The organism is Haloarcula amylovorans (assembly GCF_004681185.1).
GTDB lineage: Archaea > Halobacteriota > Halobacteria > Halobacteriales > Haloarculaceae > Haloarcula > Haloarcula amylovorans.
In genome coordinates this window covers 91,206-109,065 of the sequence record NZ_SRIF01000007.1, presented here as the reverse complement: position 1 = coordinate 109,065, position 17,860 = coordinate 91,206, and the positions used below count along the sequence as shown (strand labels likewise).

Sequence of the window (17,860 nt, the reverse complement as noted above, 5' to 3'; positions counted from 1 at the left end):
ACCTCGACCTCCGACGCCAGCAGACGCAGGAACTGTCACCGGCTACCCGGAGGTCCACGACTTCATCGACGACGAGACGCTCGCCGAGGCGAGGGAGAAGAAGGCGCCCTACGTTGACGATGGCCAGTACAATATCAGCGGGGTCCACATCTACACGTTTAACCAGACCCCAGATACCATGTCGTGGAGGTACGAGCGCCTCAAAAAGTAGCCTGGTCGACATGCTGTATTCTCACTTACCGTCCACACACCCTTGCCGACGAGGCGTAGCGCGTCTCGTAACTCACCAGACACGTTGTGTCGAGAGTCAGTTTATTGTCGCTATGGCTCTATCGTTCGGCTATGACGTACGAAAATGTCCGAGAGGCAGACCCAGCCGTCGCAGACGCGCTCGAAGGCGAGCGGGAGCGACAGAATAACACGCTAGCGATGATCGCGAGCGAGAACCACGTCTCCGAAGCAGTCATGGAGGCCCAGAGCTCCGAGTTGACCAACAACTACGCCGAAGGATATCCCGGCGAGCGGTACTACGGTGGCTGTGAGTACGCTGACGAGGTCGAAGAACTGGCCATCGAGCGCGCGAAGGAACTGTGGGGTGCCGACCACGTTAATGTCCAGCCACACTCCGGCTCACAGGCAAACATGGGCGTCTATCTTGCCGCCCTCGAACCGGGCGACAAGATCCTCTCCCTGGACTTGACTCACGGCGGCCACCTTTCGCACGGCCACCCCGTGAACTTCGCCGGACAGGTCTACGAGGTTGAGCAGTACGAGGTCGACGAGGAGACGGGCTACATCGACTACGAGGGCCTCGCCGACCACGCCGAGGAGTTCGAACCTGACGTCATCGTCTCGGGCTACTCGGCGTACCCCCGAGAGGTTGATTTCGAGCGGATTCAGGAGACGGCCGACGCCGTAGACGCCTACCACCTCGCCGACATCGCTCACATCACCGGACTCGTCGCCGCGGGCGTCCACGAGTCGCCCGTCGGCGTCGCCGACTTCGTCACCGGCTCGACGCACAAGACCATCCGTTCTGGTCGCGGTGGCATCATCATGTGTGACGAGGAGTACGCCGACGACGTCGACTCAGCCGTCTTCCCTGGTTCGCAGGGCGGCCCGCTCATGCACAACGTCGCCGGCAAAGCGGTCGGTTTTGGCGAGGCGCTCGATCCCGAGTTCGAAGAATACGCCGAACAGACCATCGCCAACGCGAAAGCGCTCGGCGACCGCCTGCAGGAACACGGCCTCGAACTTGTTTCAGGCGGCACAGACAACCATCTCGTTCTCATCGACCTGCGACCCTCGCATCCGGATACGACTGGTAAAGAAGTCGAGGAAGCTCTCGAAACGGCCGGCATCGTCCTGAACGCGAACACCGTGCCCGGCGAGACGCGCTCGGCGTTCAACCCCTCGGGTATCCGCGCTGGCACGCCTGGCCTCACGACCCGCGGCTTCGACGAGGACGCCTGCCGCGAGGTAGCCGACCTAATCTACGATGTCGCCGACGCGCCCGACGACGACGATCTGATTGCCGAGGTCAGCGCCCGCGTCGACGGACTGACCGACGAGTACACGCTCTACGACTGAGCGGCGATGATGGGGCGGCTAAGGAGCCGCTGCCACTATTTATAGGGTAGACTATATTTGTTGTCGGCGGTGATTGTCGAGTGGGATATATAGGACACTCATTCCAGTCGACAAGAACGAGCAACGGGCACTGCAACAGGCCAGATACCTGGCGACGCTCCCCGACGCGGCGATGAACGTCGAGGCGACGATTCTCCACGCCATCTTGCTCGGTGAAGAGGAACCGGCAGACACCGTAGCGTTTGATGCCGTGCCCACCGTCGTCGAAACGGCCGACCATCTCGACGCCGCTGGTGTCCCTGTCGCTTGTAGACAGTGCACCGCCAAGCGTCCTCCTCGTTGAACGACTTGTGGAAGAACGGTGACTTCTGCACGCGCGTAAAGACCAACATCTCGATGTTGGGTCGCCCGTCTCCCGTAAGTTCCGTGGCGCCGTACGACTCGATTGGTCTACACTAGGCTAGGGTGGTCGGGATGGCTGTCGTTCCCGGATATACGTGTGGACAAAGATTGGAGATAATCATAAAAAATGACGCTGGTCTCCTCTGAATTTTATACACTGGTGGAAATAGTCGGTCAGATGCCGGATTGATACCTTCGAAGGTTGCTCTTACGAAGACTCCTTTTGACGCTCGTACCAAACGATATCGAACGCCTCGTAGGTTTCACGTCCGATCTCGGACCACTTGTCCCACTGGACTGTCGGAAACGTCGTGTCGCCGTTGACTGCTCGGTCCAGTTCAGTCAGAACGAGTGCGTCTGCCCATGGGAGGAACTGTTCGTAGATAGTGCCACCGCCGACGACGTAGGCGGTCGATATGTCGTCTTCCTCGGCCGCATTGATTGCGTCTGCCGTCGATTCCACGGCAACGACGTCGTCCGGTAGACTCGCTGGATGGTGCGTGAGGACGACGTTTTGACGCTCCGGAAGCGGTGATCCCAATTGCCTAGACACGATTTCGAACGTCCGGCGGCCCATAATCACTGGATGGCCGATAGTCGTTTGCTTGAAGTGTTCTAGGTCGGCCGGATAGTACCAAGGGACGTCGCCGTCGGACCCGATGACGCCGTTGGCGGCGACGGCGGCGACAAGTGTGATTCGCATCTCGTCCCACTACGACGTCGGCCGGGCACAAAACGTGTTACATCCGTAGACTTCGAAGGCGCATGTCAGTCCGGGAGATACTGCGACGTACAGATGTCGAACTCGGAAGTGGGACACGACAGATAATATTCTAATAGATACTTTAGAAAATTTGTTTCAGATGCTATCCAAGACCCTGTTTCGAACAGACCGTCCAGTGTGTCGGTGTTGATACTCTAGTCCATAGACAGCAACGATTCGACCGACATGCCGTCATACTTACTTGATGCCACCGGGACACCGAGGAAATCGAGGCGGAGATTCGCCGCCTGAGCGACGAGAAGCAGTCGCTCGACGACCTCCTCGCAGAACTGGTTGTATGGAGGGTCGACTCCCAGGTCTGCGGGCATGACGGAACACACTCGAAGAACTGGAAGCGGACCGACGGGCACTCGAAACGGAAATCGAGGAACTCCAGCGAGAGGTCAAGGTCGCCTCGGACAACGACGACCAGTTAGCAGCTTACTACGACGAGGTGAGCGACTTGAAGTACGAGCGGGGCCAACTTGCCAGCGAGGTAGAGAGCGTCGGGTCGGAGATAGCTGGCATCGAGGCCGTCCTGGCCGAACGAGACGACGTCGAAGCGGAGCAGGAGTCCGTTGCCACGGAACTCCGCGCTCACGTGACCGCATCGACGAACTCGAACAGGGCATCGTGAGCACGTTCAACGAGACGATGCAGCAGGTTCTCGACACCCTAGGGTCCGACACGATCTCGACCCAGTCGTTCGTCGCGGACTCTTAGGGATCCACTCCATCCGCGTCGTTCTGACAGGAACACCCACCACGTTCCAGCAGTCCGGTGAAGGTGTACTCGTCGCCACACTCCGAACAGGCGACTCGCAGACTCAGCGTGACCGAGGGGGACGGAATCGTGAGCGAGCCCTGTCCGGCGAGCCGAGTGATGGTCTGGTTTGTCACGGACTCGGTGCGAGAGACAAGTTTGAGGACGGTGGTCCGGGCGCTATCGACCGATAGCGTGCTGTCGCGCGCCGTCGTCACGTCGAGACAGTCGTTGAGGTGGGTGCGGACGGTCTGGTAGCTCACGAAGTCGCCGGCCAGCGTCTCGGGGTCCAGCCCATTGCGCTGGAGTCGGAACTTCGCGTCGATTCGCTTGCTAGGGCCGACGTCGTCGTCGGTGAAGAGTCGGTAGAGGTTGGCGGCTTCGCCATCTAACGTGTTCATCCCCGCCGCGTGCATGGCCGACCGGAGTATCGACTCGTTGCAGTACCGTTCGAGGTCACGGAGACTGTCGCCGTCAGCCCAGCGCTTGCGCAACTCGTCGTCCAGCTCGGTGAGCCCTCGTTTCTTGGCAACTCGGTCGACCTTACACGTCGTGCCCGACTCCGCTGACATCGTGTTATCACTACGACGTCGTCGTTCATTAACGATGTGTTCGTGGCAGTCGCCCCGGAACAGGTGGTGAGGTCAGTTACCGACGTCCGCGTCAGCGTCAATGTCTTCGGTCGCTGCCTCGTAGTCGTCGGGGTTGGCGGGCCGTAGCCAGCTGCAGCGAGCGAGAACTTCCCGACACCGGTAGCCAGCAAAAGCCCCGACGGAAGGGGAAGCCGGGTCGTGTCCGGATCGTGATCGACGACGGCGTTGGGGTCGCCGCGGTCACCTTGCCGGACTCATCGACGGCCGAGATGAGTCGCTTGGTCCCTTCAGCGTCGCACGCGACGTAGTACGCGGTCTCCCCGTAACGAGTGACGGTTACGAGTGGCTTGACCGCCGAGAGTCCCGTTGAACAGACCGCTGTGACCATGACAGCGGTATCGACGGCCAATTCTTCGACGTGCTAGTCGCTGCCTGCCCCGAAAACGCGTATGACGATATCGTCGACCGTGGTAAAATATATCATTTAATACTATCTCTATAGATATGAAAAATAGATTTCATAAAGTGTTAGGAAGATGGCTGCCCACCGGGAGTAGTCGTCCGTATTTCCTGGACGGAGACCGATTCGAAGTTCATACTTAGATAAATTTTATATTTTGTATGAATTGAGGTATAAATATGGGCCCAGGGGAAGTATATAAACAGTGGGTCTGGAGAGTAACCGGAAATGCAGGCGTCACCCCGTTCCTTGCGGTCGTCCGCCCAGCGTGGAGACGTTATGCCGCCGCCGAGTATACCGTCCTGAAACACAACCTGTTTGTACTGATAAAGGACAAGGTTCAGTTCGCTAGCGTCGTATGCGGAGAAGGACACCTCCTTTTCCCAGAGACTATAACGGATCTCCAAGGAGAGCTGGTTTCGGAAGTTGCGGTCGTTCAAGATACCAATGATGCCCAGTTTGGTGTCGGTTACGTCACCGTTCGAACCTGCGCGCGAGTTCATTTATAAAAGCGAATTGTCTGAATGTAGCCGATCTCGTCGAGAACTATCAGATCGGTTCCGCCGACCTGATTCAGTTCGTAGAACAGGTAGACCGACGCCTGTGGATAACCGGTGTTCGAGATCTAATTCGCCGGGCCCCGAAGTTTGCTGACGAGCGCAACTACGGCCTGATAGCTTGAGTTGAGTCCGTCGTAGTTGATTTCGACAGTGTGTAACTCGGATCTTCGACGTCTGCGGCGCCTCGTCCCAACGTTTGGAGCGGATACCGGGTCGCGGCCGTTTTTCTGACACCGTTCTTTCCGTAGCGTAGAGGATCCCCTCCTTGCAGCGTGTCCAGCGTCGATCTCGAACAGGAGGCACGTCTCGACGAGCATGAAGAGCGACTCGAGGAGATTGAAGCTGCGCTGGATAGCGTCCTTGACGGAAACACTCTAGCGAAACCTGGAGAGGGAGTACCGATGACAGCCCTCGACACGGTCGCGTTCGATATCAAGCCACCAGGGTTCGCGACGACGGATCAGCTTACCGTCGTCGGCTTCGATGCTGAGATTAGTTCGCGTGTGTTTCTTAACGTCGACGAGCGCACACCGCCAGATACGTCCAAGACCGCTCAACAACCAACTACGGCCGCCAGTGACCCTCTCAACGCACGGTAGTGAGGCAGCACTCCTCGTGACAACCTTTGTTGAGTGGCACGGTGACGGTTTGGTACCACTTTTCGATGTGGTTCCGGGTATGGTAGTCGAGCCGACCGCTCAAGTCGTGACGAGCCAGGGTAGTCAGTATTCTCGAGCACGACGCTGAATGATCCGCGTGGACACTCTCATCCACCTAGCTTTGGACCAATACGAGGATTTGTAAATCCCATGCCGGTTTGAGAATTTATTGATGTAATGTGCGATACATCACTCCAGCGAAGTCGTTCGTGGTAGAGCCGGTAGTTCCACCACTCTCCTGATGGTTGAGAAGCGCGCGTTAAATGCTGATACAGCGTAGCCGCCGACAAGGACGTACTCGTGCCCTCCCTGAGTTCCTCAAGCAGTTCGATGAGAGCGTCACTACAGTTGTGCAAGCTCATTTCTGCACCCGTTCCGTCTCCCGGTAAGTCAAACAAATGGAGATAATGCATGTACTCGTGTTATTTCATGAGTGGAGATACGTTATATCTCTTGGAAAGCGCTCGGTGTCTAATCGCAGATGGTAGCAAGTACTGTGGACTCTAGTGTCTCACCCTCACAAAGCTGTGACAGCCCAGCTGCATAGTTTCGCCCGTGTTCACCACGTATCTGACTGCTATCATCCGTGAATAAAGCGACTCTGTTTGGTAACTGCAAATTTCGCGTAGTTAATTCCTACAGATGAGCCACCGTCTAATCACCCCCTCTCAATGCGCACTTGGGCGCGTGGCGACGCTGATGTCGCTGTGAGCTGCTGCACCGATTACTGATGCATCATTTGATACCAGCCGTAAAACGGAGGTCTACTTGACCTCAACCCAGAACTGCTGGTCGGCTACGTGGTATATTCGCTCTATTGTCAGTAGGACTATGATGACGTGGTTTGTATCTGGAAGACTCGGGCTTGACCCGATGGACTGGTCTTGGAAGTCGCTGGTTCGACGCGCACCTGACCTTCTATTCCTATGAGGGGGACCCACTCAATTGACCGGCGTTGTAGCTGGCAAGTATGACGATTGCACAGTAGAATGTGAATATATCTGGAACCACCTCTATCTGATAGTTAACTCGGTAATCTAATTCCACTCAGTATACCGGTCGGGACCGCTATTGCCTTTCGACCTCACCTCCTTCGAAATGACATCTAGCTATAGGGTTATGTTTTGAACTGGCAAGTACTTTGTTCGGGCGGCACTGAAGCTGTTACCCAGAATCTTCTGGAATCGATTTTTGGCCCGAAACCCTCCTACTGGCTGTATATCGATAACTATGTTCTTCATCGTAGGCTCTCTCCATCGTGGGATGTCTGATTACTCATTGATATGCAGACGTTCCTCCGAAACATCCTATAAAATTCATCCACAAAACATCAAGAGAGTGTATATTCGAATCACGGGTGATCGAGAAACTGTCTGGCATATATTCGCTTTTAAACCGGAAATAAAGGCGAACCGATTTTTGAATGCCAGTCGTTGTTTGACTACATGTTAGCGCTGACAGCAGTAGCGACGCTACTCTTTGCAGTGTTTGGGAGTCTGTTCATGGCGTGGACGATTGGGGCCGAATCAAGTGGATTGACGCCATTTGCGCCAGCAGTTGGCGCAAACGCGATCTCGGTGATGCGTGAGGGGTTTGCGTTGGCTTGCTAGGATTCGCCGGCGCCGTCTTGCAGAGAACCCGTGTCTACGAAACTGTCGGTAGCGGCCTGATCACTGGTGTCACTCTGTCGCCGCTCGCGGTTTATCGGCCTATTCACCGCTACACTACTCGTCGCAGTAGTAATCTTTACCGGCTATCCCATCGCGTCCATTCACTGTCACCGGGGCAGTGACCAGTGTCGGACTGGCCCTTGGCGGCGTGCCGGCATGGGAAGATTTACCAGCAAATCGTCACTCTCTGGCTCTTGATTCCTTTCGTCGGCGGCAGCACTACTTACGTTACTGCAGGGCACTGACCGCCCACCGGATCTCGACTGATATCGTAGTCAGTGCACTCGGGATCATAACAGTTTTGATCATTGTCACCATGCAGTTCAAAATGTTCGGTCCGCCTGGTGAAAGCCGCTCTCTCGCGATGGTGCTACAGTTATTGATTAGCCCTCAGAGTGCACTTTCTTCTTCCAGCCAGGGGACTGTTTAGTTCCTCATCGCTGGCGTTAGCGGATTCACTATCAGGCGGACGCACGCAATATCAGCGGTAGACACCGAGGTCGTTTCCTCGGCTGTCTCGTAGCGTTCTCAGCCCATGCGATCCAGGTCGGGATTGCCGTGGGTTCGCTACTATCGCTGCTGAACGGGTGGACAATTCTGATGGCTGTGTACTGGCGCTTGGCGGAGTCGGGCTATTAACTGGATCATGGACAGGCACGCCGCGGATGATAAAGACGCTCTCGCAAGATTACTCTGCACTGGGTCCGAAGCGCTCCATCGCAGCCCTTGTCCCTTCATTATCGCCTAGACAGAGATCTTCCTTGGGTTCCTATCTCATTCAACGAGATAATTGTCAGTGCAATTATCGGGAGTGGGTATATGGCTGGACCGCACCGGTAACCCTCCTAAAGATGCGCAACACGGCGCTAGCGTGGCTTCTATCTCTCTGCCTGTCAGGACCCTGCAGCTATGGTGTAGTTACAGCTCTGCAAACGTTCGCTTGACTGCAGTCTTTATTTAGGGACGAGTTCACCGAACAGCAGATACTGATACTCACGGATCTATGAAAATGAGAAACTCTCAGGGATCCGTCAAAAATATTCGAAGAAATAGTCCACGAATCTCCCGAGAAAGTTGTCTTTGGGGCGTCGGCATGGATGACGGCGCTCGTCCAGCAGTCTCTTGACGAGACGTGCAATGTCGAGTACTCAATACCGATCTGTCGGCGGTTGCTCAAAGAAGCGGGATTGTGCTATCAAAACCTCACCATACAGCCGCTGAATCTGATGCTGATGAGCAAGAAACGTTCCATGAGGAGCTAAAAAAGCGGCCGGAAATGGACGTCATATAGTCTGTATCGACCAAACCAAGAGATCCGCTGATCTCTTACGCACGAGAGCCAACCTAAACACTACCAGATTCTGTCTTATATTTCTTTATGGCTTGGATTTCTAACGATGTTGCAGTACTCCATACTAGTCGCCGAGGGTTTCATTATGATTCGTCACGAGTTGCCATACGGTATGGATACATCGACATCTGAGATTCCCATTACCATTCTCAGCGGACCGTTAGGTGCAGGTAAGACGACGCTTGTCAACCGATTGCTGGAAAAACCTGGAGACAGACGAATCGCCGTCATCGTCAACGACATGGGTGAAATCAACGTCGATGCCGAGTTGGTCGCCGACAAAGCGGACGAGGCCGTCGTCGACCTCTCGAACGGGTGTATCTGCTGTCAGCTCCAAGACGACCTCGTTACCCAAGCGACGCGTCTGGCAAAGGAGCGCTCGTTCGATTATCTCGTCGTTGAGGCATCGGGTATCAGCGAACCGATTCCCATCGCCAAGGCGCTCACGTCGGGGACAGAAGACGACAACCTTCCAGACACGTTCCGACTTGATACGACGGTCTCAGTCATCGACGCATATGGGTTCTGGAAAGCGTTCGACTCCGAAGAGTCGCTTCCAGATGCTGCGCCCAACCCTGAGCGGCCGCTGACAGAGGTGTTAGTCGATCAGATCGAATTCTGTGAGGTATTATTACTGAATAAATGCGACATGGTTCCCGATGATGCGCTGGCCGCTATAGAAGCCGCAGTGCGCGAACTGCAGCCCCGGGCATCGATTTACAGAACGACATATAGCAACGTCGACCCCGATACCGTTCTCGACACTCAGCTCTTTGATTTCGACGAGGCACAACGACAGCAAGGCTGGAAACAAGCCCTGACTAGAGACTCCGAATCAGAGAGCGGTACGGAGCACGGACATGAACATGATGAGGCGCGCTCGGCGGCCGAGGCACACGGAGTTGAGTCCTTCGTCTATCGACGCGAGCGCCCCTTCCATCCCGAGCAGTTCGATGCGTGGCTTGACGACTGGAACGGCGAAATCATACGCGCGAAAGGCTTCGCTTGGGTAGCCAGTCGGCCGGAGACGGTTATCGGAATGAGCCAGGCCGGTCCGTCGATCCAGGCGGGGCCAATCGGTGAGTGGGGGGATGAGAGCCCAGCGACACGACTCGTATTTATCGGCCGAGACTTCGATGTGGACGTTCTGACCGCAGAACTTGACGAGTGTTTGGCGGCATCGGACGGACAACCTGCCGAGTACGATGACCCGTTCCCCCGGGGCTCAGCTTAGTCACGTCAACTCATATCTGAGTCTTTTCTCGGAGTTCATCGTAGGTCTCGTGGAACCCGTAAGTCGATTCCGTCCCGTTGCTACTGGTCGTCTGATAGACGTCGTCGTAGTCTAACAATTGCGTCCAGCCGTCGTGAAACTTGAAACTACAGTATTGACACATACTTGTGTGTAATAAGCCGATCCACAAAGCTGTATCGCAAAAACAGGAGGTAGTCAGATCATACGGTGGTCAGGGTTCTAGCAGGACCTTAGTGACGCCCTCTTCGCGCTCGTCAAATTTCTCATACATCTCGGGGGCCTGCTCCAGATCGACGCGGTGCGAGACGACCCAGCTCGGGTCTGCGCGGCCTTCGATAATCATGTTGCGAAGTTCACGGTTGTACTCCTTGACATTACACTGGCCCGTGCCGAGCGCCTGTCCTTTCTCGAAGAGGAGACCGAAGTCGATACCGAGACGTCCCTCTGCAGCCATATCGTCGGGTGCTCCGGGATCTTCCGGAACGTAGAGGCCCGGAATACCGAGTTCACCCGTTGGTCGGACCGTTCGAATGAGGTTATTGATGACGACAGCGGGGTTCTCACGCGCGGGATCATAGGCTCCGTCGCCCTCCTTGCCCGGGTCGATAGCCTGATAACCAACAGCGTCGACACCCTTGTCGACGCCACCACCGTGGATATCCTTAATCTGCTCGACCGGATCACCTTCCTCGAAGTTAATCGCGGTGGCGTCACAGTGCTCCTCAGCCAATTCGAGGCGACTCGGAACACGATCAACGACGTAGATCTCCGCGGCACCCTTGAGTTTGGCGCTATAGGCGGCCATCAAACCAACCGGACCGGCACCGTAGATGGCGACTGATTCGCCGGACTGGAGATTAGCGAGCTCCGTGCCGTGCCAGCCGGTCGGGAAGATGTCCGCGAGCAACGCGAACGAGTCCTCGTGTTCGTCGCCCTCCGGTAGTTTCAACGCGTTGAAATCAGCATAGGGGATGCGGAGTTGCTCTGCCTGTCCGCCTTTATAGGGCCCCATCGCGACGTAGCCGTACGCACCGCCGGCGAAGCCCGGATTGACATTCGTACAGAATCCGGTGTAGCCGTCCTCGCAGTTCTCACAGAACCCGCAGGCGACGTTGAACGGCGCGACGACGCGGTCGCCTTCCTCCAGGTCCGAGACGGCATCTCCGACTTCCGTGACGATACCCATGTTCTCGTGCCCGAAGACGATCCCCGGCTCTGCGGCTGTCCGGCCTTCGTACATGTGAAGGTCGGATCCGCAGATACACGTCGTCGTAATATCTATCACGACATCGTTGGGGTGTTCTATCCCCGGTTCGTCCACTTCTTCTACTGCTACTTCTCGTTCGCCTCTGTAGACGACAGCATCCATTGACATGTTCAATGACTCCAGTTGAAGTCCTCTTGGATGGCATATATAATTGTTGCTCAACTGTATTCTATCACTTAGGATATGTATCGAGAGAATCGAAAGAAGGGGAAATTCCATACACAATACTGCATATTGAACTGGATTCAATGGCTATGTTTATCTCAACGTCAGGTAGGTTCATGTGGAGGGAGACGATCCAAAAAAACTCGGTGCGAAACCGGAAAAGGGGGGTACGACCGGTTTGTGGGACAAAAGCTGGGGAGCTGAGGAGTCCGTCTGATTACGAGTTGTAAGCTTCCTGTGCTAGCTGGTGTAACTTGTGGACAGTGTGCTCATTGGGGCCGAGTTGTGCCTGTGAGAGCGCGCCAGTCTTGAGTCCGTCCCACTGTCGTTCGACTAGTTCAAAGTCCTCTTCCTGTAGCTGTCTACTCGTCCGAATGAACTCCCGTTCTTCCTCTGAGAGGTCCGAGTCCTTGAAGTAGTAGTCCGCAATGAGTTGGAACCGATTGGTATCGATTGGATCAATGATGTAGGTACCGTAGCCGTCGGCAGTACCGTACATGTTGACCGTAAAGTTTGGCCAGAAGTAGTGGAACTGGGCTTCGTGTTCGTCGTGAATCCGCATCTCGTCCTCGACGTCCTGAGCGTGGGTGTAGTGAAGAACCCAGTGATAGTCGTTAACTTCTAGCTCGGACTCGTTGAGCGAAATACCTTTAATCCAGTCCTGATGGTTGGCCTGACAGTGGTCACATTCAGAGTAGTTGCTACTGAACACTTTCCAGTTGCATTCGACTTCCGAGACTATGCGGCTGGCATGCTCATACTCTCCCAGTGGTAGATCATCCAACCGCTCTTTCATTACCCCAGCCTGCTCGGCCAGCGGCATCGGATCGTCGGACAGGTTAACAAAGATGAGCGGCCCGATAGTATCGACGTGAACGTCGTTCAGAGCGTTCTTCTCGCAATCGAACTCCTGAACCTCGTTGTCCTCAAGGTCTGGATTCAGGCCGGCTTCCTCGAAGGACTTCGGCGTGCTCTGGAGTTCGCCTTCGAGGTCGTACGTCCAGAGGTGGTACGGGCACTTGATACGACGCGCGCTGCCAGGGTCAGTCATCGGGGTATCATCTACCATCTTCGAGCCCCGGTGGGCACAGACGTTGTCGAACGCTTTGATCTCGTCGTCGTCGTGTCCGCGGACGATAATCAGCTGTCGGTTACCGATCGTCCGGGTAAAGAACTGCCCTGCCTCTTTGATGCAATTGGCGTGTCCGGCGTAGACCCAGTACTGGCCGAATATCTTCTCTTTCTCCATCTCAAAGACCTCTGGATCGGTGAAGTACCGGGCTGGGAGGGCGTTCGATTTGTCCGTGATATCCGAGCTAACCGCCTTCGCTTGGGAGTCGTCCCACTGTGTCATACACTCTCATCATTACATCGATTATAGAAAACGGTTCACCCGTGATAATAAACATCAATATAAACTAGCCAGAATATCGGGGAGGCTACCGATATAAATGCGACAGAATAACGACTAGTGACTTGTTTCTACGAGTCCTGTTCACTACTGTTCGGAAAATTGGATACAAGAGGCCAGTGTTGCTATCTGACGGAGAGTCAGTGGCCGAAGGTCTGTGAGTAGAGAGATTATCAGCTGCCGGTAGTGCTGCTACGGATCCGCTCGGCTATCTTCTCGCGAGAGACCTGCTTCTCCGGATTGTCAGCGACCCGTTGCATAACAAAATCGATCAGATTCAACTGTTTCAGCAGTTCCTGCGCCCGATCTCGACTGAGATCCAATTGCCGCTGGACATCGTAAAGTGTCATCGACGACTGTATCGCGTCAGCCAGTTCTTCGATTGTTAGATCGTCAGGAAGACCGATACCGTCTGCGACGATCTGTTTATTCGAGACGGTATCAATCGGGTCTTCCGCCTCGACGGTCCCGTCCCTCGTTGAGTCCGACTCGGTGTCGTCATCTGTCGGGTCGAAGTCCGCCCCAGATGACCCGTCAGAATTCGTCTCTTCTTCGTCGGCTGATTGGTCTTCCACGTCGGTTTCAGTATTGTAGGTTGAGGGCTCATGGACACCCGCGTCAATCATGTATCGACGAACCGTCTCTGATGCGACATCCATCTTTAGTTCCTCACCCATTTTCGCGAACGTGTCGAACGATTCGTAAAGGCACTGGAGGTATTCGGTGTCCTCGTAGGGCGGAAGATCCTCGCTACGCGCGGCCTTGAGTTTGCGCTGGATTTCTTTTCGGCTGCACGTTTCTTCCTCGTGTGCCAATGCAGCAGCCCGGTGGTTGTGGCTCTGTGTGTCTGTTTCTGCATCGTTAGTCGCGGAACTCTCACAGTCCGCCGAGTCGGCCGTGTCAGGGTCTGAGCTGGTCTCTTGGATAGATTGTGACTCAGACTGCTGAATATCCGCAGTTGAGGTCGCCAAGGTTTCCGACCCCGCGCCCATCGTGAGCGTGTAGGTCATCAGAACGGACCCGTCCTCGCCGATTCGTGCGCTCTCCCGGTTTGCAGAGACGTCCTCGGGGAGATATTGGGACATCTCCGGCAAGACCGACGGAGCAACCGAGACCTGTAACCCACCGTCGTCCTGTATCGACACAGTCCGTGGCGATATATTGTCGCTCGTCCCCTCCGTCGTACAGAGTGATACGGAGACATCGATGGTGATCTGCAACTCATCCCATGTCTCTCGGTCGAACGGTTCCGCCTCAACTCGACGTATACTTCTACCGTCTGATTCGCACCGGGCGATAATTCCCGATAATCTTTCCATTGGGCCATTGACTCCCATGGTACTGTATTCCAAACTCGGCCTGGAGGTTGTAAGTATAAATGTGTAATATTGGGGGTGTTTAAGTACGATGGGATAAGGTGACCTCATATCGTTATCAGTCACTTAGTCGATCATGCCATGCCGTAATCGGGAGCTACAGTGTTTCTAGATGAGAAGTATCTTGTTTTAGTGGTATCTGGAAATTCCGCTCTCACTTACCCGATAATGTAATCCATCATACGCACAACCTTTTTTTATTTTCTTAGTTCCTTCTCCGATACACTGTCGGGGACCGGAAGTCGTGGAGGCGCTTACGCACCATGAGCGAGATAACGGTCGTTACAGACAAAGAATCGTTCGTCAATACTGCTGAGGATGCTTCATCCAATATCCGAATCCAGTAGCGGTTCGCGTCACCGTCGCAAACACGTTCAACGCGATATCCTTGCGCACGCGAAACCGACGGAGGCGGGTTTTATCTGGAGACAACGGGGGCAGTTCGGCTGGGGCTACTTCGGCGTCGATCCGATCAAACGTTGCAGGGAACTAGCGGCACCACGAACCAGAGTGAGTCCATCTATCGAGACAATCGATGTGCTTCTCAATAGCGAAGAACTTGTTCACGGTGACTATACGGTCCCCTATACACGTGGCGCGTTTGGGTGCTACAACGTCGAAGAAATCAATCAAGAGGACGCCACTTAGGAATAGTTTGATAAACCATTTTCTGAACATGCGCGAAGGCAGTTCTTATCACTGGGCTGGTACTATGTGCAAACGCTACCAAACCTTTATTAGTGAGAGACGGAACGGAGCATGTGTGATATAATCATGCTAACAGTTGAAAGCAGGCCACCCGAAGCGTTGATGACCGATATGGTACAGGTTACCAAGCCAATGAGGAGTGGAGTGACCCGACGGAGTCCCATCGACAAGCGGCCAACCAAATTGAACGAGCGCTCACGAATGCAGGCCGACCGAGGTAAGAAAAGATGAAGGAATCGGAATCAGCGGGTATCTGGAATCGGTTCGTCACCGAGCTAGACACTCCAGTGTTCGTTGCTGGATTCCTTGCCGCGCTAGCCACTGTCACGCTATTCATCACGCTACCGAAGACAGCAGGGTCTGCGGTCTCGAATATCAACACGCTTTTGTGGCAGAACTTAGGCTGGCTCTATCTAATCGCGATGTTCGCTATTGTGGCCGTGGCGTTGTTTCTTATCTTTGGTCCCTGGGGGAACATCAAGCTGGGCGACGAAGACGAAGAGCCGGAGTACAGCTTCCTGTCGTACTTCGCGATGTTATACTCGGCTGGCATCGCTGCCGGTATCGTCTTCTGGGGCCCGGCAGAGGCGATCTTCCACTACGATACGGTCCCACCGTTTATCGGTGCCGAATCCCAGACAACAGCAGCGGCCGTTGGTGCGATTCAGTATAGCTTTTTCCACTGGGGCATCTCGGCATGGGCTGCGTACGCTATCATGGCGCTCCCGATTGCGTTCTACACGTATCGACGGGATGCGCCAATGCGTGTCTCGACGGTCTTAGTTCCGTTTCTCGGTATCAATAACCTTGATAGCATCTGGGCGAAACTCGTCGATATCCTCGCCGTATTCGCCACACTGGGTGGCATCGCGACCACGCTCGGTTTCGTCGGGGACCAGTTCCTGACCGGAATTGAGTACACGACCGGTATCACCGTCGGTGATGCGGGCACAGTAGCGATAATCACTGGACTGACAATCGCGTTCACCCTGTCGGTTGCCCTCGGCATTAAAAAAGGTATTCGCCGTATCTCGCAGTTCAACATGGCCCTTTTCTTCGTATTTATAGCTTTGACATTTATCCTCGGCCCAACGGTATACATCATGACCGCGACAGCCGAGGCTTTTGGCGCGTACGTGAACCATTTTGTCGAGATGAGCCTTTATATGAACACTGGAAGCGATTCCAGTTGGGTCGGCAGCTGGACCATCTTTTACTGGGCCTGGTGGTTCTCTTGGACGCCGTTCGTTGGCCTGTTCATTGCTCGCGTCTCCCGCGGGCGGACGATCAGAGAGGTCGTCGGAACCGGCGTTCTGGCGTCAACTGCAGTGACGATTCCGTGGTTCGGTTCCCTCGGCGCTACCGCCATCAAATTGCAGAGCACCGGCCAAGCCGATATCCTCGGTGTTATCTCGGAGTTTGGCGTCGCCGGGTCGGGATATCCGTTATTCGGTGCGCTGCCGTTCGGAAACGTGTTGAACGCGATGTTCCTCTTGCTGATACTAACTTTCTTCGTCACCTCGGCTGACTCCTCAACGATGGCACTTGGAATGCTCACAACCGGTGGGGAACTGAGTCCCTCGACGATCAACCGCGTCATCTGGGGTGCGCTCGTCGGTGCCCTCGCGTCACTATTGATGGTCGTTGGCGGTGTCGACGCCCTTCAGGCGGCCTCGATAATCACTGGCGTCCCGTTCGCAGTGATCACACTCGTCGCTATTGTCGGACTATTTCTCTCATGTCGCAAGATAGATCCCGTATTTGCGGACGGATACAGGTCAAAGAACGCCTCTGACGCCTCATCACAGACCGACGACTAGCGGTAGTTCCAATCGGATCGTTCACTGACTTGTTGTGGTGGTCAACCGTTGTAGTATGGCTGACTGAATGTTATCGGCTCGCTTTCCTTATCGTGGCAAAAGAGTAGTTTGTGGTGTTTATTATAGCTACTCGCAAGGGACTACCCACTACGGAGCGAGAAATCATTGGGACCAGTGCAGGACAATGAAATTCGGACCTTTTGAGTAGAGCGATGTCACAGACGAACTATCCGAATGCCGCGCCGTGAAGCCCCAGTTCCGCGAACTCGTGGCGAATGCGTTGGCACACTATTTAGACGCCGCTCACCCGATGCAGACGGTTGATATCGTCCATCGAATCACTGAAAGCCGACAGATCGTGTGAACGATGACGGATAGGTTATATATCCTGCTGTAAGCCCCTGAAGAATGTTATCTTCTCGGAGTGTCGAAATTTCACGAAGTTAAAGCCGGCAGTGTGAGAAAGAGTATGCTGTTGTGAATGGATAAGTTTCGTATGAACTCGTTCGCTGTCGCTTTACTCGTAAATCGAGAACTCCCCCCAGAGGGCCGCTACCGTAGTGGCGACACGGCCCTGAACGGTATCGCTCTCAGGTTTTTCGAGTATCTCGACGATGAATTCATCGACGGTTTCCATCTCTTCTTCTTTGAAGCCTTTTGTCGTGAGTACGGGAGTGTCAACACGGATTCCGTTCGTGACTATCATCTCCATCCCCGCAGTTCTCTGTCTGACCAGATAATGAACGCCGCCGGTACCATCAACAAGTCACCGGCCATTCGGGGTGAGACAGAGACGCCGTCCATGCGAAAGTTCTACTGCGTTAGAATCGGGAGCGCTCCCAATAGTGGGTGCGCACATTGTTCTTGCCGACGCCGGTATCCCGTCGCTGCCGATACCCTCGAACGACCCGCTTGCAGTCGGACGGAGAGCAGTGATTGGTCCCTGCGGGTGGGTCGACCCGCTCATACCGTCCCATCATGTCTTCGCGTCGACAGCTCACGATGCGGGCGCGCCGTTAGTAGCGCTTGAAGCGATGGGGGCAGACCG

At 54.9% G+C, this 17,860-nt stretch carries 15 protein-coding genes and 4 pseudogenes; 9 read left to right on the top strand and 10 right to left on the bottom strand.

The window, feature by feature from the left end:
• The first annotated feature begins 342 nt into the window (after nucleotides 1-342).
• Both glyA and E4S61_RS25645 read left to right on the top strand, forming a co-directional pair.
• Nucleotides 343-1,590 carry a serine hydroxymethyltransferase gene (gene glyA / locus E4S61_RS19500; protein ID WP_135305604.1) on the top strand — a complete coding sequence of 416 codons (1,248 nt, stop codon included), beginning with the start codon at nucleotides 343-345 and terminating at the stop codon, nucleotides 1,588-1,590.
• Nucleotides 1,591-1,663: 73 nt separating this feature from the next.
• Entirely contained in the window at nucleotides 1,664-1,933 is a 270-nt protein-coding gene (locus tag E4S61_RS25645; RefSeq protein ID WP_167768581.1) for a hypothetical protein, read from the top strand.
• On the opposite strand, the pseudogene E4S61_RS26615 reads toward E4S61_RS25645, so the two are convergent.
• The 3 genes and pseudogenes from E4S61_RS26615 to E4S61_RS25640 form a co-directional block, all read right to left on the bottom strand.
• A pseudogene (locus tag E4S61_RS26615) lies at nucleotides 1,878-2,085 on the bottom strand (aminomethyl transferase family protein); the annotation flags it as partial. The gene E4S61_RS25645 and the pseudogene E4S61_RS26615 overlap by 56 nt on opposite strands.
• A 115-nt stretch (nucleotides 2,086-2,200) precedes the next feature.
• On the bottom strand, nucleotides 2,201-2,695 hold the full coding sequence (locus E4S61_RS19490) for a dihydrofolate reductase (RefSeq protein WP_135305603.1): 495 nt from the start codon (nucleotides 2,693-2,695) through the stop codon (nucleotides 2,201-2,203).
• 215 nt (nucleotides 2,696-2,910) lie between these two features.
• The gene (locus E4S61_RS25640) at nucleotides 2,911-3,084 is read right to left on the bottom strand and encodes a hypothetical protein (protein ID WP_167768586.1); all 174 of its coding nucleotides are present in this window, start codon (nucleotides 3,082-3,084) and stop codon (nucleotides 2,911-2,913) included.
• A 125-nt stretch (nucleotides 3,085-3,209) separates the two neighbouring features.
• Here E4S61_RS25640 and E4S61_RS19485 point away from each other — a divergent pair, with 125 nt between their 5' ends.
• Nucleotides 3,210-3,392: a hypothetical protein gene (locus E4S61_RS19485; RefSeq protein WP_135305602.1), complete on the top strand. Its 183-nt coding sequence runs from the start codon at nucleotides 3,210-3,212 to the stop codon at nucleotides 3,390-3,392.
• A gap of 82 nt (nucleotides 3,393-3,474) precedes the next feature.
• Here E4S61_RS19485 and rdfA read toward each other — a convergent pair whose 3' ends face one another.
• Nucleotides 3,475-4,089: a rod-determining factor RdfA gene (gene rdfA, locus E4S61_RS19480; RefSeq protein ID WP_135305601.1), complete on the bottom strand. Its 615-nt coding sequence runs from the start codon at nucleotides 4,087-4,089 to the stop codon at nucleotides 3,475-3,477.
• Between the two features lie 660 nt (nucleotides 4,090-4,749).
• Here rdfA and E4S61_RS19475 point away from each other — a divergent pair.
• Both E4S61_RS19475 and E4S61_RS25980 read left to right on the top strand, forming a co-directional pair.
• A complete protein-coding gene (locus E4S61_RS19475; RefSeq protein ID WP_135305600.1) occupies nucleotides 4,750-5,079 on the top strand; it encodes a hypothetical protein in 330 nt (109 codons plus the stop codon).
• Nucleotides 5,080-5,402: 323 nt separating this feature from the next.
• Nucleotides 5,403-5,729 (top strand): hypothetical protein, encoded by a 327-nt coding sequence (locus E4S61_RS25980; protein ID WP_209309565.1) that lies wholly within the window; start codon nucleotides 5,403-5,405, stop codon nucleotides 5,727-5,729.
• Nucleotides 5,730-5,754: 25 nt separating this feature from the next.
• Here the strand turns inward: E4S61_RS25980 and E4S61_RS19465 are convergent.
• Nucleotides 5,755-5,856, bottom strand: a pseudogene (locus E4S61_RS19465) (IS6 family transposase); the annotation flags it as partial.
• A gap of 1,378 nt (nucleotides 5,857-7,234) precedes the next feature.
• On the opposite strand from E4S61_RS19465, the pseudogene E4S61_RS26830 reads away from it, so the two are divergent.
• From E4S61_RS26830 to E4S61_RS19450, 3 genes and pseudogenes are all read left to right on the top strand, one after another.
• Nucleotides 7,235-8,403: pseudogene (locus tag E4S61_RS26830) on the top strand (anion permease).
• Between the two features lie 96 nt (nucleotides 8,404-8,499).
• Nucleotides 8,500-8,785, top strand: a pseudogene (locus tag E4S61_RS19455) (winged helix-turn-helix domain-containing protein); the annotation flags it as partial.
• A 137-nt stretch (nucleotides 8,786-8,922) separates the two neighbouring features.
• Nucleotides 8,923-10,044 (top strand): CobW family GTP-binding protein, encoded by a 1,122-nt coding sequence (locus tag E4S61_RS19450; protein ID WP_135305599.1) that lies wholly within the window; start codon nucleotides 8,923-8,925, stop codon nucleotides 10,042-10,044.
• Between the two features lie 10 nt (nucleotides 10,045-10,054).
• Here E4S61_RS19450 and E4S61_RS25635 read toward each other — a convergent pair whose 3' ends face one another.
• The 4 genes from E4S61_RS25635 to E4S61_RS19435 form a co-directional block, all read right to left on the bottom strand.
• Nucleotides 10,055-10,207 (bottom strand): hypothetical protein, encoded by a 153-nt coding sequence (locus tag E4S61_RS25635; RefSeq protein WP_167768585.1) that lies wholly within the window; start codon nucleotides 10,205-10,207, stop codon nucleotides 10,055-10,057.
• A gap of 69 nt (nucleotides 10,208-10,276) precedes the next feature.
• Nucleotides 10,277-11,434 (bottom strand): glutathione-independent formaldehyde dehydrogenase, encoded by a 1,158-nt coding sequence (locus tag E4S61_RS19445; RefSeq protein WP_135305662.1) that lies wholly within the window; start codon nucleotides 11,432-11,434, stop codon nucleotides 10,277-10,279.
• 280 nt (nucleotides 11,435-11,714) lie between these two features.
• The gene (locus E4S61_RS19440) at nucleotides 11,715-12,851 is read right to left on the bottom strand and encodes an aromatic ring-hydroxylating oxygenase subunit alpha (RefSeq protein ID WP_135305598.1); all 1,137 of its coding nucleotides are present in this window, start codon (nucleotides 12,849-12,851) and stop codon (nucleotides 11,715-11,717) included.
• Nucleotides 12,852-13,081: 230 nt separating this feature from the next.
• Entirely contained in the window at nucleotides 13,082-14,350 is a 1,269-nt protein-coding gene (locus E4S61_RS19435) for a hypothetical protein (RefSeq protein ID WP_135305597.1), read from the bottom strand.
• Nucleotides 14,351-15,219: 869 nt separating this feature from the next.
• Here E4S61_RS19435 and E4S61_RS19430 point away from each other — a divergent pair.
• Nucleotides 15,220-16,812, top strand: coding sequence for a BCCT family transporter (locus E4S61_RS19430; RefSeq protein ID WP_135305596.1), 1,593 nt, complete (start codon nucleotides 15,220-15,222; stop codon nucleotides 16,810-16,812).
• A gap of 517 nt (nucleotides 16,813-17,329) precedes the next feature.
• On the opposite strand, the gene E4S61_RS19425 is transcribed toward E4S61_RS19430, so the two are convergent.
• Nucleotides 17,330-17,524 carry a hypothetical protein gene (locus tag E4S61_RS19425; RefSeq protein WP_135305595.1) on the bottom strand — a complete coding sequence of 65 codons (195 nt, stop codon included), beginning with the start codon at nucleotides 17,522-17,524 and terminating at the stop codon, nucleotides 17,330-17,332.
• Nucleotides 17,525-17,860: the final 336 nt, after the last annotated feature.